16 protein-coding genes are annotated in these 15,030 nt (G+C 31.5%); 6 read left to right on the plus strand and 10 right to left on the minus strand.

Annotation, left to right across the window (positions count from 1 at the left end; all coding sequences use genetic code 11):
* Positions 1-117: 117 nt before the first annotated feature.
* Both CHAB381_RS02500 and galU read right to left on the minus strand, forming a co-directional pair.
* The gene (locus CHAB381_RS02500; protein WP_012108397.1) at positions 118-1,335 is read right to left on the minus strand and encodes a glucose-6-phosphate isomerase; all 1,218 of its coding nucleotides are present in this window, start codon (positions 1,333-1,335) and stop codon (positions 118-120) included.
* On the minus strand, positions 1,322-2,152 hold the full coding sequence (gene galU / locus CHAB381_RS02505; protein WP_012108398.1) for a UTP--glucose-1-phosphate uridylyltransferase GalU: 831 nt from the start codon (positions 2,150-2,152) through the stop codon (positions 1,322-1,324). The genes CHAB381_RS02500 and galU overlap by 14 nt, the downstream gene beginning before the upstream one ends.
* A 69-nt stretch (positions 2,153-2,221) precedes the next feature.
* Here galU and CHAB381_RS02510 point away from each other — a divergent pair, with 69 nt between their 5' ends.
* The gene (locus CHAB381_RS02510) at positions 2,222-2,797 is read left to right on the plus strand and encodes a YigZ family protein (protein ID WP_012108399.1); all 576 of its coding nucleotides are present in this window, start codon (positions 2,222-2,224) and stop codon (positions 2,795-2,797) included.
* Between the two features lie 94 nt (positions 2,798-2,891).
* On the opposite strand, the gene CHAB381_RS02515 is transcribed toward CHAB381_RS02510, so the two are convergent.
* On the minus strand, positions 2,892-3,632 hold the full coding sequence (locus CHAB381_RS02515; protein ID WP_012108400.1) for a lipid-binding SYLF domain-containing protein: 741 nt from the start codon (positions 3,630-3,632) through the stop codon (positions 2,892-2,894).
* Between the two features lie 97 nt (positions 3,633-3,729).
* Here CHAB381_RS02515 and pgp3 point away from each other — a divergent pair, with 97 nt between their 5' ends.
* The 4 genes from pgp3 to CHAB381_RS02535 all read left to right on the plus strand — a co-directional run bounded on the left by pgp3 (position 3,730) and on the right by CHAB381_RS02535 (position 6,883).
* The gene (gene pgp3 / locus CHAB381_RS02520) at positions 3,730-4,545 is read left to right on the plus strand and encodes a peptidoglycan metallopeptidase Pgp3 (RefSeq protein WP_049752825.1); all 816 of its coding nucleotides are present in this window, start codon (positions 3,730-3,732) and stop codon (positions 4,543-4,545) included.
* Positions 4,546-4,611: 66 nt separating this feature from the next.
* A complete protein-coding gene (locus tag CHAB381_RS02525) occupies positions 4,612-5,055 on the plus strand; it encodes a DUF1104 domain-containing protein (RefSeq protein ID WP_012108402.1) in 444 nt (147 codons plus the stop codon).
* A 9-nt stretch (positions 5,056-5,064) separates the two neighbouring features.
* On the plus strand, positions 5,065-5,727 hold the full coding sequence (locus tag CHAB381_RS02530; RefSeq protein WP_012108403.1) for a response regulator transcription factor: 663 nt from the start codon (positions 5,065-5,067) through the stop codon (positions 5,725-5,727).
* Positions 5,717-6,883, plus strand: a complete 1,167-nt coding sequence (locus CHAB381_RS02535; protein ID WP_012108404.1) for a sensor histidine kinase — start codon at positions 5,717-5,719, stop codon at positions 6,881-6,883. Before CHAB381_RS02530 ends, CHAB381_RS02535 begins: the two co-directional genes overlap by 11 nt.
* Before the next feature lies 1 nt (position 6,884).
* Here the strand turns inward: CHAB381_RS02535 and CHAB381_RS02540 are convergent, their stop codons facing one another.
* Positions 6,885-8,222: a sodium-dependent transporter gene (locus CHAB381_RS02540; protein ID WP_012108405.1), complete on the minus strand. Its 1,338-nt coding sequence runs from the start codon at positions 8,220-8,222 to the stop codon at positions 6,885-6,887.
* A 139-nt stretch (positions 8,223-8,361) separates the two neighbouring features.
* On the opposite strand from CHAB381_RS02540, the gene CHAB381_RS02545 reads away from it, so the two are divergent.
* Positions 8,362-8,748 carry a hypothetical protein gene (locus tag CHAB381_RS02545; protein ID WP_012108406.1) on the plus strand — a complete coding sequence of 129 codons (387 nt, stop codon included), beginning with the start codon at positions 8,362-8,364 and terminating at the stop codon, positions 8,746-8,748.
* Positions 8,749-9,201: 453 nt separating this feature from the next.
* Here the strand turns inward: CHAB381_RS02545 and CHAB381_RS02550 are convergent, their stop codons facing one another.
* The 6 genes from CHAB381_RS02550 to CHAB381_RS02575 all read right to left on the minus strand — a co-directional run bounded on the left by CHAB381_RS02550 (position 9,202) and on the right by CHAB381_RS02575 (position 15,026).
* The gene (locus CHAB381_RS02550; RefSeq protein ID WP_012108408.1) at positions 9,202-10,134 is read right to left on the minus strand and encodes a tRNA dihydrouridine synthase; all 933 of its coding nucleotides are present in this window, start codon (positions 10,132-10,134) and stop codon (positions 9,202-9,204) included.
* A gap of 32 nt (positions 10,135-10,166) precedes the next feature.
* Positions 10,167-11,159 carry a LapA family protein gene (locus CHAB381_RS02555; RefSeq protein ID WP_012108409.1) on the minus strand — a complete coding sequence of 331 codons (993 nt, stop codon included), beginning with the start codon at positions 11,157-11,159 and terminating at the stop codon, positions 10,167-10,169.
* A gap of 10 nt (positions 11,160-11,169) precedes the next feature.
* Positions 11,170-11,523, minus strand: a complete 354-nt coding sequence (gene dksA, locus CHAB381_RS02560) for a molecular chaperone DnaK suppressor DksA (protein ID WP_012108410.1) — start codon at positions 11,521-11,523, stop codon at positions 11,170-11,172.
* A gap of 9 nt (positions 11,524-11,532) precedes the next feature.
* Positions 11,533-11,988, minus strand: a complete 456-nt coding sequence (locus CHAB381_RS02565; protein ID WP_012108411.1) for a 23S rRNA (pseudouridine(1915)-N(3))-methyltransferase RlmH — start codon at positions 11,986-11,988, stop codon at positions 11,533-11,535.
* On the minus strand, positions 11,981-12,871 hold the full coding sequence (accD, locus tag CHAB381_RS02570; RefSeq protein WP_012108412.1) for an acetyl-CoA carboxylase, carboxyltransferase subunit beta: 891 nt from the start codon (positions 12,869-12,871) through the stop codon (positions 11,981-11,983). Before accD ends, CHAB381_RS02565 begins: the two co-directional genes overlap by 8 nt.
* Before the next feature lie 85 nt (positions 12,872-12,956).
* Positions 12,957-15,026: a TRAP transporter permease gene (locus tag CHAB381_RS02575; RefSeq protein ID WP_012108413.1), complete on the minus strand. Its 2,070-nt coding sequence runs from the start codon at positions 15,024-15,026 to the stop codon at positions 12,957-12,959.
* Positions 15,027-15,030: the final 4 nt, after the last annotated feature.

Consider the following 15,030-nt stretch of genomic DNA (forward strand, 5'->3'; position numbering starts at 1 on the left):
TTTTATTTAGCAATAAAACTTAATGCAAGGAATCGCATTTAGTAAAATTTTTTTAAATTTTAAAATAATTATTTTTCATACCTACACAAAGAGATTAAAATTTTAAGTAGTTTAATTTTAATCTTTAAGTATCAGTGATTTTAAAATTCTTTTTCCTACTTCTACGCCTGGCTGATTGTATGTATTTATGCCAAGCATAAGTCCTACAGCGCTTGTTAGAAGTTCATAATAGTAAATAAGATATCCTATTTCAAACTCGTCAAGTTTTTCAAGTGTGATAAGATCTACGCTTATTCCTTCGTTTATCAGCGCTTTTTTTGTAGCTTCACATTGGAAATTTTGCATCGCATTCATACTGAGACCATTTGTAAAATTGCAGGCTTCAAGTCCGGCAAGGCTCATATTTGGTATGTAATCAGTGAAATTTCCTTGATTTGCAACTTTTATAAATGTACAAGTTTTATCTTTCGGTCCATCCATTATCAGTTGTAAAAACGAGTGCTGATCGCGACTTCCAATAAGTCCTGCAGGTGTAAGTCCAAGGCGTTTGTATCCTACTTTTTTGCCAAGACTTTCAGCCCAAAGCTGCACATACCAATCATTAAATTTTGCAAGCCTGTCGCAATAACTGAAAACTACATTTATTTTTGCATTTTTATGAGTTGCATAATGATAAGCTTTTTGAAGTATTGTGTCGTCTTTGTTGTCCAAAAAATGTACTTTCGCAGCTTTTGCGCCTTTTAAAAGCGCTTCGCAATCAAGCCCAAGCGCGCAAAACGGCATTAATCCTATCGCACTTAATACACTAAAGCGTCCACCGACATTTTTTGGAATATTAAAAAATTTTGCTTTATTTTGAACGGCAAAATTTTCAAGCACAGATCCGGGATCTGTTATAAAAACAAAATTCTTGTCTAAATTCAGCACGTTAAAATATTTTAAAATAAGTTTAAACAAAGAAATTGTTTCTATTGTCGTGCCTGATTTTGACGAAATTATAAAAAGCGTGCGCTCAAAATTTAATTTTTTAACAACGCTTAAAAATGAAAAATTATCAACATTATCAAGGATGTGAAGCTCGGCTTTTTGCTCTGTATTTAAAAGAGCGCCGACTACCGCTTTAACTCCGACGGAACTTCCGCCAATTCCTATCAATACGACATCATCATATATTTTATTATTTAAAAATTCTTTTATTTCGCTTAAAATTTCAACTTCCAAAGGTAGATGATAATATCCTATTTCGCCACTTTCAAACTCGCTCATCATACGCGATGCATAAGAATGAATCGTATTTATATCGGTTTTTGGAAAATATAGCTCATTTTTTAGCATGAATTTTCTCATAAAAATAGTTTGTAGCTTCTACAAAACCATCTAAACTTCCGCAATCAAATCTTCGACCTTGAAATTTATATGCTATTACAATTCCGTTTTTTGCTTGTGTCATAAGCGCGTCAGTGATTTGTATTTCACCATTTTTTCCAGGCTTTGTTTGCTCTAAAATTTCAAAAATATCAGGAGTTAAAATATATCTGCCTATTATTGCAAGATTTGACGGTGCATCTGCAGGATTTGGTTTTTCCACCATTTGATTTATCATCATCACATTATCTTCGATAAATTTTCCATTTACTACACCGTAACTTGAAATTTTTTCTTTCGGCACTTCCATTACCGCTACTATGGAACAGCGATATTTTTCGTAAATTTTTACCATTTGAGCAAGTATCCCTTCGCCGTTTTCATTTACACATAAATCATCCGCTAAAATCACACCGAAAGCTTCGTCGCGTGTTAAAATTCTACCAGTATAAATAGCATTTCCAAGCCCTTTCATACTCTCCTGACGAGTAAAAGAAAATGTACATTTTTTCATCAGATCTCTAATTTCTGATAATAATTTCTCTTTGTTTGAGCCTGAAATTTGATCTTCAAGTTCATAACTTTTATCAAAATAGTCTTCCAATGCGCGCTTTCCACGCCCTGTAACAAATGCCATATTACTCATTCCTGCTTCCATCGCTTCATCAACACCGTAGTGAATTAACGGTTTTGTAAGAATCGGCAACATTTCTTTAGGTAAAGATTTAGTTGCAGGTAAAAATCTTGTGCCATAACCTGCGGCTGGAAATAAGCAAGTTTGTATCATTTCTAATCCTTGATTTAAATTTTGAAATTATATCCATTTTTTGATAAAATCAAGTAAAAAGGGCAAAATTTGAAGATAGTTTGTGAAAAATTCAGTGTCATTAATGAGATTAAAAAATCAAAATTTATTGCCGTTATTTGCCCGTTTGATGATTTTAAAGCAGAGTTAAAAAATCTGCAAAAAGCTCACATCAAAGCAACTCACATTGTTTGGGCGTATAGATATTTAAACGAATTCAATCAAATCGTTGAAAATCAAAATGATGACTTTGAGCCCAAAAATAGTGCCGGAATACCCTGCTTAAATGCTTTAAGAGGAAGCGAGCTTATCAATACGGCTATTTTTGTAATTAGATATTTCGGTGGAATTAAACTTGGAATAGGCGGAATTGTCAGAGCATATTCAAGCAGTGCAAATCTTGCTATAAAATCCGCAATTCTTAAAAAATTTGAAATAAAAAAAGAATTGAAATTTTTTGCGCCGTTTAGTGAAATTTCAAAAATTGAATATTTTTTTAAAATGCGAAATATTGAAATTTTAAAAAAATTTAATGAAAAAGGAGCTGAAATTTCAGCATTTTTAAATGAAACGGAAGCTTTAAAATTTAAAAATTTCAGTGAAAAATTAATAATTGAAATTTCATAAAGTATAAAGTTCTTTTAATATGTAAGATATTAAAATTTTTACTTGCAGTATTCAAGCCAAGACCAAACTTCTTGGCTTGATTTGTAATATAATTTTATTTATTTACAACAGGGACAGTTTTCGGCCAGCCTGCAGGTTTATTTTGAATTTTTCCGTAATATCTGTTGTCATTCAAATATTTTTTAAGAGTAGATTTGAAAATTTTAGAGTATTTGTTGTCTCTTGGAGAATCATTTAAGATATCTTCATAATCATAAATTCTATCATAAAAATCATTTGTAAGCTGATCATCAATTGTAATTCTTCCTATATCAAGAGATACACCAAGATAAACTCCTGTTACTTCTCCAGGACTTACAATCCAGGCTGAAATATCAGGTAAATCTGTAGCCGCTCCTCCTCTTTTACCTTCTACAACGCTTCCTGCTACATTAAGTTCAAGTGTGTCGGTACCGTTAAATATATCTTGATAAGATTTTGTTGTTTGAAACAACATTACAATATCACTTGTTTCATATCCTGCCTGAACTCCAACTCCAAAGCCGCGGTATTTTATAAAAAGAGGTGCAGACCAGTTTCCGTTTTCATCTTTTACACTGAAAACTCCATCTCCGTATTGAGTTGAAACTACAGCTGCACTTCTTTTTACATCCGTTAAAATTGCAACCGCTTTAGCATTTAATACTTTATCTGCAGGAATTGAGAAATTGTTGTCATGTGCAAATGAACTGATTACATTTGATGCAGCATAAAGTTCTTGATTTGCTGCTACATCGGCATTTGCTACATTTATACCGAAAAGAAGCAAAACAGCAGTGAAAAATAATTTTTTCATTTTTTATCCTTATAAAATTGAAATTTCGCTATTATAGCAATAAATTATAGATTTTTAAATAAAAAATCAACAAAATTTTAAAAAATTTGGGGAAAATGTGAATAAATTACTGATTTTAATTATTTTTGTAACGAATTTGTTTTCTTTGGAAATAAAAAACGGAGACGTGCTTATTTTAAAAGCTCCAAAAGAAATTACCGGCGAACTTTATTTAGATAAAAAAAGAATTTTTTGGATTGCCGATCCTAACGATAAGAATCAAAATATAGCCATTTTGGCTGCTAACTATCGTCAAAAAAATGATATGGTTGCTAAAAGCTTTGTTAACGGAAAAACTGAAACTGAAATTTTAAAACTTATAAAAGGAAACTATAAAAGCGAAGAATTAAAAGTTGAGCCAAAAAAGGTAAATCCGCCAAAAAGCGCACTTATTCGCATAAAAAAAGAACTTGACGAAGCAAATAAAATTTATGCTGTAACTGAAAAAAAATATTTTTTTAATGCGCCGTTTATTATTCCTTTAAGTTCATACATAACATCGAATTTCGGAAATGCCCGCACATTCAATGGAAATTTGAAAAGCTATCATTCAGGAATCGATTACAGAGCCGTTATAGGAACCGAAATAATTGCTTCAAATGACGGAATAGTGCGAATTGCAAAAGATCGATATTACGCAGGAAATTCTGTAGTCATAGATCATGGTGGTGGAATTTTTTCACAATATTATCATCTAAGTAAAATTTCAGTGCAACCAAACGAGCGTGTAAATCGCGGTCAAATCATCGGGCTTAGCGGGCAAAGCGGGCGTGTTACAGGCCCTCATTTACATTTTGGTATAGCAATAAACGGAATTAGCGTAAATCCATTAAGTTTTATAGAACAGTTTAATTCACTTGTTTTTGAACGATAAAATTTATTAACATTTTTTTCACATATTTTTCATAAAATGTATAAAACTTAAAAACAAGGAGTAAAAATGAGAAAATCTTTTTTAATTTTAGTATGTGCTTTGGCGACTTCGCTTTGTGCTGCGGATTTCAGCGGAAAAAGCAGTGATGAACTTATAAAATCTTTAAACACAAAAGATCCTGTAGTTTTTGCCGATGCAATGTTCGAGCTTCGCAAACGAGTTGGCGAACAAAATAAAATTATTTTCAAAATGCGTAGCGCAATGTGTGAACAGATGAGTTCAAAAACACCAGAAGAGCGCTTTAAATTTAAAGGCGAAGTTCATAAAGCGATGAGCGATAAAATAGAAAAACTCAGCTCAGGTGAAAAAGCCGAATTTTTTGAAAATATGGGCTTTTCAAAAAATATGAAAAACAATAAAAATTGCGGATGTAATTTTGATATGATGAATGATATGATGAACAATTGTGCGCGTGCAAATGATTGTAGGAAGATGCCAAAATTCAAGTAAGGTTAAAATTTGAACAGAATTCTTGTTTTAGAAGATGAAAATATGCTAAATGAGATGATTTGCGATTTTTTAGTCGCAAATCATTTTGAAGTAAAAAGTACTAAAAGCTATAATGAAGCGCTTGATTTGGCTTATGAACAAAATTTTGACTTATGGATATTTGATGTCAAAATAATCGGCGGAAACGGTTTTAAACTTTTGGACGAGCTTCGTAAAAGCGGGAAAAATACGCCTTGTATTTTTACAACTTCATTAAACGATATAAATGATTTAAATAAGGGTTTTTTATCAGGATGCGACGATTATCTTAAAAAGCCTTTTGAATTGGCTGAACTTTTACTCCGCATAAACAATCTTTTGAGACGAAATTTTGCACACAAAAACTCACATATTGAAAAACTGTGCGATGGACTTGCTTTTGATATTTATGAAAAAAGATTGTTTAAAAACGGTGAGCCTGTAAATTTATCAAAGAAGGAAATGACTCTTTTGACTCTTCTTTTACAGAAAAAAAATAAAAGTGTAAGTAGAGAAGAAATTTATAGCGCAGTTTGGGATATTGATGAAATGCCAAGCGAATTAAGTCTTCGTGTTTATATCAGAAATTTGCGAAAAATTTTCGGAAAACACATTGTATCTATATCAAAGGTCGGTTACAGCTATGTCGTTTAAAAAATATGGACTTCCAATCTTTGCTCTTTATATGCTTACGAGTATTATTTTACTTTCATTTTTTTGTTATTTTTATTATAAAACTTCAAATGAAAAACTTAAAATTCATATCAGCAAAGAATTAACTTCAATAATGGGTCAAATAGCTGTTTTGGCAAAATCTGACGAAATTTCAACCCTAAGTTTTAAAAAAATTGATGATGCGAAAATTTTAATTTTTGATATAACAAACCGAAATTTCATAAAAAAAGATTTTGATTTTGATTTAAACAGTTTAAAATTTAAAAAGCACAAGCATGCTAAATATTTTATGCCAAACAACGAACAGTTTTTTATAAATGACGGTGAAATTTTTTTATATGAAAATTTACATTTCAATAAGATGAAAAATAATTATATTGTGCTTCTTAGAAGCAATGAATACAGTGAAGAGAAATTGGAAATTATAAGTAAAATCGTAACTATTTTTTTATGCAGCATTTTGTTTTTTTTAATTGTTTCATATTTTATCATTAAACTTTCTTTTAGACCTTTGATAGAAAAAATAAATTCATTAAATTCTTTTATAAAAGACACAACGCACGAGATAAATACTCCGCTTAGCGTGATTTTAATGAGTATTGAGATGTTTGAAAATTATCCTGAAAAATATTTGTCAAATATCAAAATAGCCGCCAAAACACTTTCAAATCTTTATGAAAATTTAGTAAATTTAAATTTAAAAACAACACAAAATACTTTGGAAAATATTAATGTTAAAGAAATTTTAAATGAGCGAATAAAATATTTCAGTATAATGCTCGGTGAAAAAAATCTTAGCTTGAATACTGATTTAAGTGAAGTTTGGTTAAAAACGGACGAGTTTAAGTTTAAAAATATTTTTGATAATATTTTATCGAATGCTATAAAATACTGCGCCGAAAGAACTGAAATTTCTGTAATTTTATGTAAAAATTATTTTGAAATTTCAAATTTCGGAAATGAAATTTCAAAAGAACAAAAATCAAAAATTTTTGAAAAATTTACACGTTTTAATGCTGAAAAAGGCGGTTTTGGAATAGGGCTAAGTTTAGTTAAAAAATACTGCGATGAGCTTGGATTTAAAATTTCATGTGAAAGTAAAAATCAGAAAACTTCGTTTCGCGTAAAATTTTAAATTAGCCCCAAATTTGATTTATAAAAATAATAATTATACAAATAGGCACGACAAATCTTAAAAAATTTATCCAAATTGTAAAGCCTTTTTCGCCCATTTCAGTCGTGTAAAGTCTTTTTAAATCTGTTTTTCGCATTATAAATCCTACAAATATAGTTGTCATCATCGCTCCAAGCGGAAGCATCAAATTTTGACTTACAAAATCTAAAATATCAAAAAAACTTTTGCCAAAAAATGTGAATGTGGCTCCGGCGTCTTTTTGTATGGATAAAAGCGCACTCAAACTTAATACAAATACGCCTATTGCCGAAATTATGACGGCTTTTAGGCGCGAAATTTTATAAGAGTTTATAAGATAAAATACAAAAGGCTCAATCATCGAAATTGCCGATGTAATGCCTGCAAAAAACAGCGAAATAAAAAATAAAACCGCTAGAACGTTGCCGATAAATCCAAGTTTTGCAAAAAGGCTGGTTAAACTTACAAAAACGAGTCCTACACCTTGTTCGCCCGGATTCGCGTCAAATTCAAAAACAAATGTGAAAACAACAAGTCCTACCATAAGACCGATTAAAATATTTATAAAAACAATGCTTATTGAACTTTTTACGATATTTGCGCTTTCGCCAAGATTTGCCGCGTATGTCGTAATACAGCCGATTCCTATGCAAAGAGTAAAAAATGCAAGTCCAAGCGCATTTAAAACTACACTGAAATCAATCTTTGAAAAATCAGGCGTAAATAAAAAAACTGCAGCTTTGCTAAAACCGTCCATAAAGCAGGAATAAATCAACATAATAAGTAAAAGTATGAAAAGTAGCGGCATCATATAAATATTCAGTTTTTCAATTCCGCTTTTTATACCACGCGCAACGACTGCAAATGTAGATAAAAATGCAATTAAATAAAAAAACAGATTTGCTTTAAATGAGTTTGTAATGAAATTTTCAAAATTTTCTCCGGCTAAAGCTGTCGTGCTAGGCAAACTTGCAAATGAAACGGCGATATATCTTATAACCCAACCCAAAATTATCAAATAAAACGCCAAAACAAAAATTCCTGCAATCATAAAAAATCCTGCGAATTTCCATTTATCGCCATTTTTCGGCGCAAGAATTTTATAAGCATTCACGGGATCCTTGCCGCTTAATCTTCCCATCGCCATTTCTGCTAAAAATACGCTAAAACCGATAGTAAGCGTAAGAATTAAATATAAAAATACAAAAGCGCTTCCGCCACTGCTTCCTACAAGAGTAGGAAATTTAAAAGCATTACCAAGACCTACGGCGCCGCCTGCCACTGCTAAAATAAAACCTATTTTGCTAAATTTTTCATTCATTTTTTTGCCATTTTAATAAAATTTTAAGCTGGAATTTTAGCCGATTTTGGCTTAAAATTTGTTTTTTATAAATATTGATTTTACGTGAAAACTAAATTTTGTAAACCTAATTTTTAAGAAATTTTGCTAAAATCGCGGAATGAATGCTTTAAATTTAACACTTATTTTTGCTTGTTGCGAAATTTTAGATATTTATTTTAATCACAAAAATAATGTTAGCGAAATGCTTGACGGATATGTTCAAAAATTCAAACAAAACAGTGTGCTGTTTTTTGCTATGCAGTTCAGCTTTATTTTTCTTACTTTTTGCGTATTTTATTTACAAATCGGAACGCTTTTTATTTTGCTGATTTTTTATTTTTTAGATGTGATAAGCAAGATTGTGTTTATAAAAAAAATCGAAAATAACGATCTTGACGATGAAACAAAAAGAATTTTGGATAATGGTATGGAAATTCCGCTTTACGTTCGTTTTGGTCTGTCTTTTATGATGTGTTATCTGTTTTATATTTGCATTATCTGGTGAAATTTTAACATTTTAAATTATTAAAAATTTAACTGCGCGCTGAAATTTTAAAAATTACAAATGAGAAAAATAATTAATATAAATTTATCAAGATATCAAAGTTTTTATCAGGTGATTTATTATTAAAGCGGAAATTTTTAGATAAGTTTTATTTATTGTGTTTTTGATTTTCAGACAAGTATAAAATAAGCAAAAATTATTTTTAATAATTTAAAAAGCCCTAAAGGCTATAGTTTTAAATTTTTATCGGCTGTTTTTGAAATAATAAAAATTTATAAAAATGCTTTTTTGCCGATGTTTGAAATTTGAATTTAAATTGAAAAATATTTTTATGCAAAATAGAAAATTCAATTTAAAATTACTTTTTATACAAGTTTATTTGATTAAATTTAATTGCTTGAAATAGTTTAAAAATTCTTTTAATTTTTTAATGAAATTTATATATAATTAAAATCAGGAAATTTCAAAAAATTGTTTGATTTTATCGCGCATTTTTTCAGCGTTTGTTATTGTGTTTATTTCGCATCGAAAATTCGTAGCGTCCGCATAGCCTTTTGAATATTCGTGCAGATGTTTGCGAAATATCACCGCTCCGTGATCGCCGTAAAATTTTATCATCTCATCGAAATGAGCTAAAATTATCTCTTTTTTTATTTTTTCATCAACCGCAACTGTTTTTTGATTTTTTATTTCATAAAATACCCAAGGATTGCCGATTGTAGCCCTTCCTATCATAAGAGCGTCCGCTTTTGTCAGGTTTAAAATTTGATTTGCATTTTGTGAGTTTATGTTGCCGTTTGCTATAAGCGGAATTTTTACTGCGCTTTTTGCAGCAGCGATTGCTTCATAATCAGGTTTTGCCGAATATCCTCCGGCTCTTGTTCTAGCGTGCATTGCTATAAAATCGGCTCCTGCATTTTGAACGGCAAGCGCAATGTTGACCGGATTTTTTGTATCAAAGCCAAGCCTTACTTTTGCGCTTGTATATTTTTTGTTGCTTGTTTTTTTGATGATTTCTATTAGTTTTGAAAGCAGATCCAAATTTTGTAAAAGCGCTGAACCGGCATTTTGTCGCACTACTTTTGGTACGGGACAGCCGCAATTTAGATCAATTCCGTCAATTCCGTCAATTTTATTTAAAATTTCAACTGCTTGTTTTATGATTTTCGGATCGCTTCCTGCGATTTGCACAAAATATGGTGTTTCATTTTCGCTTTTTTTTATCATTTTTAAAGATTTTTCAGAGCAAAAAACAAGAGCGTTCGCACTTATCATTTCGCTAACGGTAGCATCGCAACCAAAGCGTTTGACAACTGATCTGAGCGGAAGATCGGAAAAACCGGCAAGCGGAGCTAAAAAAAGCGGATGATTTTTAAAGGAAAACATAAAATTTAAGGGCTTAAAAGCCCTTTTTTGATTTATATTACTAGCGAAGCCGGGACTTTTTTGCCGTTGTCGCGCAAAAATAGTAAAAGCTCGAATTTTTCGTGCTCACCGCTATCGCTTGAGTTTATTTGTTCTCTTAATTCATCTAACATTCCGATTTCGTAAAGAACATAAAGATAAGCTTCATTTGCATTTGAATTTTCGTTTTTAAGACGTTCAAAGATTGCTTTATAAACATTCGGTTCAAAAGATTTTTCCAATTTTTTAGCTAAATCCAAAAAGTTGTCTTCGGTAAAATTCTTATTATTCATAAGTTCAAATAGGTCATCTTTTGAAATTTCAATTTTACTATTTACAAATCTGTTTAAGATTATGTTTATTTGATCTATTTTTTCAGGCACGCCGTGTTTTTTTATTTCCAAAAATGTGTCGCTTTCAAGTAGAGTTTTATATGCTTCGTCATTTAAAATCTCTATCGGTTCTTTTTGTTTTAAAATTTCACGCGCATAAAGTGGGTCCGCTTTAAGCTTATTTAACTCATTTTTGATATAAAGTTTGTTCGTGCGTGGAAGTTTGTATTTTTTAAGCTCAATTACTTCGCCGGAATTGATTTTTTTTATATCTTCCACAATATTTTTTAAATTTTCATTACTGATATTTATTGCTCCGAAATTCCATGGGCTTAGTGTTTGTGTAATTTCGCAGGCGTCTTTGAAATAATCGGTTTTAAACTCTTTATTTGTTTCAAGTCCTAGCAAAACTTCTTTGCTGAGTGCTTCATAAGTTTTCATATCTTTGTTTATGGCTCTTCTTGCGCTATAGTATGAAATAGAATTGAAAATCAAATGTAGAATCGCTAATATTGCATAAATACCAACCGCTAGAGCAAACCAGAGTGCAATCGGCAAATTTAACTCAAATCCGAAAATATTTAATGTATAGCTGCCGCTTTCTTGTGTAAAAGCAGCGACTGCGACTACACCTATATAAATAAGCGAATATATAAAAAACTGTTTGATTTTCATTTTTGCTCCTTTATTTTTTTTGTTTTTCTATGATCTCTCTGCATGTTATACAATATCTTGCTTGCGGTTTTGCTTTTAGACGATCTATGCTGATTTCATCTTCGCACATTTCGCAAATTCCGTAAGTGCCGTTTTCTATTTTTTTTAGGGCAAGTTCAATTTTTTCCAATTCATAACGTTGCTTTGAGCTTAGCGAATATTCCAAATTTGAATCTGTATTCATACTTGCTACATCAAATTCATCGGCAGCATTATTAGAACGTAATTCAGCAACCTCATTTACCGAATCGTTTATATTTTTCTTTATTTGTTCTTTTCTTTCTTCAAGAAGCTTTCGAAAAAATTTTAATTCCGTCTTTTTCACTATTATCCTTTATTTATGATATGGATGGCCCGCGTTTATGCAAAGTCCTCTAAAAATTTGTTCAAAAAGCATAAGTTTGGCAATTTTATGAGCCAAAGTCAGCTTTGTTAAACTTATTATTTTATCCATTTTTTGCTTAAAATTTTCACTTAAACCGTATGCGCCGCCGATAAAAAATGAAATTTGACTGTTTTTTGATAAAATTTCAGCAAATTGCAAACTATCAATCATTTCGCCTCGCTCATCAAGTGCAATTAAATAGCCTTTTTTATGAGCGAAATAAACTTCATCGTATGATTTTAATGCTTCGTCTTTGCCGATACTTTGAGCCTTTGCAATTTTTTGATTAAAAAATACATTATCTTTCAGGGCTGCAAATTTTTGTGACATTTTTATGTATTCCGCTATCTGCATTGCGAAATCATTTTTATTTTTTTGTATCGAATTTACGAAAATTTCACTCATTTGTATTTTGCTCATCGTCTATTTCGGCAACTTCTATTTGATTGTTGTGAGTGAAAAATGTAATCATATCGCTGATATATTTTTTCATTTCATTTCGTTCCACAATTGCATCAATTAAACCGTGTTCAAGTAAAAACTCGCTTGTTTGAAAGTTTTCAGGTAAATCTGCGCCTATTGTTTGTTTTATAACTCTTTGTCCTGCAAATCCTATAAGAGCTCCCGGTTCTGCTATAATAAGATCTCCAAGCCATGCAAAAGAAGCGCTTACTCCACCCATTGTAGGATCGCTTAAAACTGAAATAAAAGGAATTTTTGCTTCACTTAAAATTTTAATTGCAGCTGATGTTTTACTCATCTGCATAAGTGAAAAAGTGCTTTCTTGCATTCTGGCACCTCCACTTGCGCTTATTATTATAAGAGGTTGATTTTTTTCCAATGCTCTTTTGGCTGAGCGCACGATTTTTTCACCTTCAACAGAGCCCATGCTTCCGCCCATAAAAGCGAAATCAAAAACACAAAGTTGAACTTTTATACCGTTTATTTCGCACTCACCACTAATGACAGCGCTATTACCGCCTGTTTTTTCACTGCTTTCACTGACTCTTTTTTTATATGATTTTTTATCGACAAATTTTATCGGGTCAAGCGGCGATAAATTTTTATCAAATTCTTCAAAAGTTTCGGTATCTGCTAATAAATTTATTCTCTCTTTTGCTGATAAACGCATATGATGTCCGCATTTCGGGCATACGCGGTTGTTGCTTTCCACTTCCTTATGATACATCAAAGAGCCGCATTTAGGACATTTTATCCAATGCGACGGTGCTTCCTCCGGCGTACTTTGTTTGCGAGTAATTTTTGAAAAAATATCTCCAAGATTCATTTTTCAAGCCTTTAAAATATAAAATTTTTTGATTATACCCAAAATTTCTTATTCTAAAATTTAAAGAAATTCGGGGTATAAAATTTTATATCGCTTTTGGTGTTCCGCTTCTAAGTGACGGATTTTTTGAACTGATTATCCATTGTTTTGCAAAGATTATTGCAAAAATTGTCGTTCCTATAATGTATGATGTGCATTCATCGTTTATAAAATCAAAATATTTTACACATATATTTGGAACTAAGCAAAGAGGTGTGATTATAAGCATTAAAATACGTTCAATTACATTGCAACGTGTTACAAGCCAACCTTGCAGCGCGCTTGAAAATGCAAAAATTCCAATCAATGCCATTGAAAAAATAAGTAAAATAGTTAAAGGATCGCTTATCCAAACGATTGTCAAAGGATCATACGGATTGCCTACTGATTCGATTAAAAGCAATTTGTTGTTGAAGAAAAATGCAAATGGTAAAATCGTAGTTCGTAAATCATAAAAAAATCCTTGAAGTCCGACCGTAACAGGATTTGCTTTTGCAATTCCGGCTGCTGCGTATGCCGCAATTCCAACAGGCGGCGTGTCATCGGCTAAAATTCCAAAATAAAATACAAATAAATGCACGGCAATTGCAGGAATTATAAAATCATTTTTGCCTGCAAGCATTAAAATAACCGGTGCCACCAAACTTGAAACTACTATATAATTTGCTGTTGTTGGAAGCCCCATTCCTAAAATCAGGCTCATTACAGCTGTTAAAACTAAAATCAATAAAATGTTGTTTCCTGCAAGCTTTTCTACTACATCGGCTAGAACTTGACCAATTCCTGTTAATGAAATTGAACCTATTATAAGTCCTGCAAGTGCTGTTGCAACAGCTACTGTGACCATATTTTTAGAAGCTGCTACCATAGCCCAAAAAATATCGCTAAAACCTCGCAAAAAATCGGCTTTTGTAATTTTTTCGTGAATGATGAATTTTTTTAACGGATCTTGAATTATCATAATTATAAAAATAGTGTTAATAGCATAAAATGCTGCAGAAATCGGTGATTCTTTAGCGATTAACAATATATAAAGCAAAACCAGAATCGGTATTATGTAATGAATTCCGCTCAAAATAATTTTAAATTTTGAAATTTCACTTTTAGGACTGCTTTTTAAGCCTAATTTACAACTTTCTAAATGTACAATAAAAAATAGACTTGCATAACACGCAAAAGCAGGAATAACCGCTGCTATCATTATATTTGTGTAACTCATTCCTAAAAATTCGGCGATTATAAAAGCTGCCGCTCCCATAATTGGCGGCATAAGTTGTCCATTTACTCCTGCTGCAACTTCCACAGCGCCGGCTTTTACGCTGGTAAGTCCTGCTTTTTTCATAAGCGGAATCGTAAAAGTTCCTACAGTTACCACGTTTGCAGTAGAACTTCCGCTTACCATTCCTGTTAATCCGCTAGCGATTACGGAAGCTTTTGCCGGACCGCCGCGAAATCTTCCTAAAAGCGAAAAAGCAACATTTATAAAGTATTGTCCTGCTCCGGCTCTTTCCAAAAGTGAACCGAAAAGTACGAATAAATATATAAAACTTACACTAACACCTAAAGGGACGCCGAAAATACCCTCTGTTGTAAGAAACATATGACCTGCCAGTTTGCTTAAACTTGCTCCTTGGTGAGCAATAATATCAGGCATATATTGTCCAAAATAGCAATATAATAAAAATATAAATGCGATTATTCCAAGTGCAGGCCCCATCATTCTTCTACCGGCTTCAAAAAGAATAAAAATCGCAATTAACGATACTACTATATCTCTAACAAGATAGTCTCCAGGTCTATTTGCCAGATCATAAAATTCTATAAAAGGATAAAGCGTAGCCAAAACTCCTATAATAACCAGTATCCAATCATACCATGGAATAAACGAATTGGCGCTTTTGTGAATTTTAAGCGGAAAAAGTAAAAAAATAATTCCGAGTGCAAAAGCTAAATGAATTGAACGTGCTATTGTTGTATTTAAAGGGAAATAAGCTATATAAAGCTGAAAAACCGCCCATGAAAAACAAACGATAGTCGTTATCCAAAATAGAATTGGTGAATCAAATTCACGACTTTTTACTTCTAAAACTTGCTCGTCTTTTTTTGCTTTTTCCATATAA

This window comes from Campylobacter hominis ATCC BAA-381, assembly GCF_000017585.1.
Lineage (GTDB): Bacteria > Campylobacterota > Campylobacteria > Campylobacterales > Campylobacteraceae > Campylobacter_B > Campylobacter_B hominis.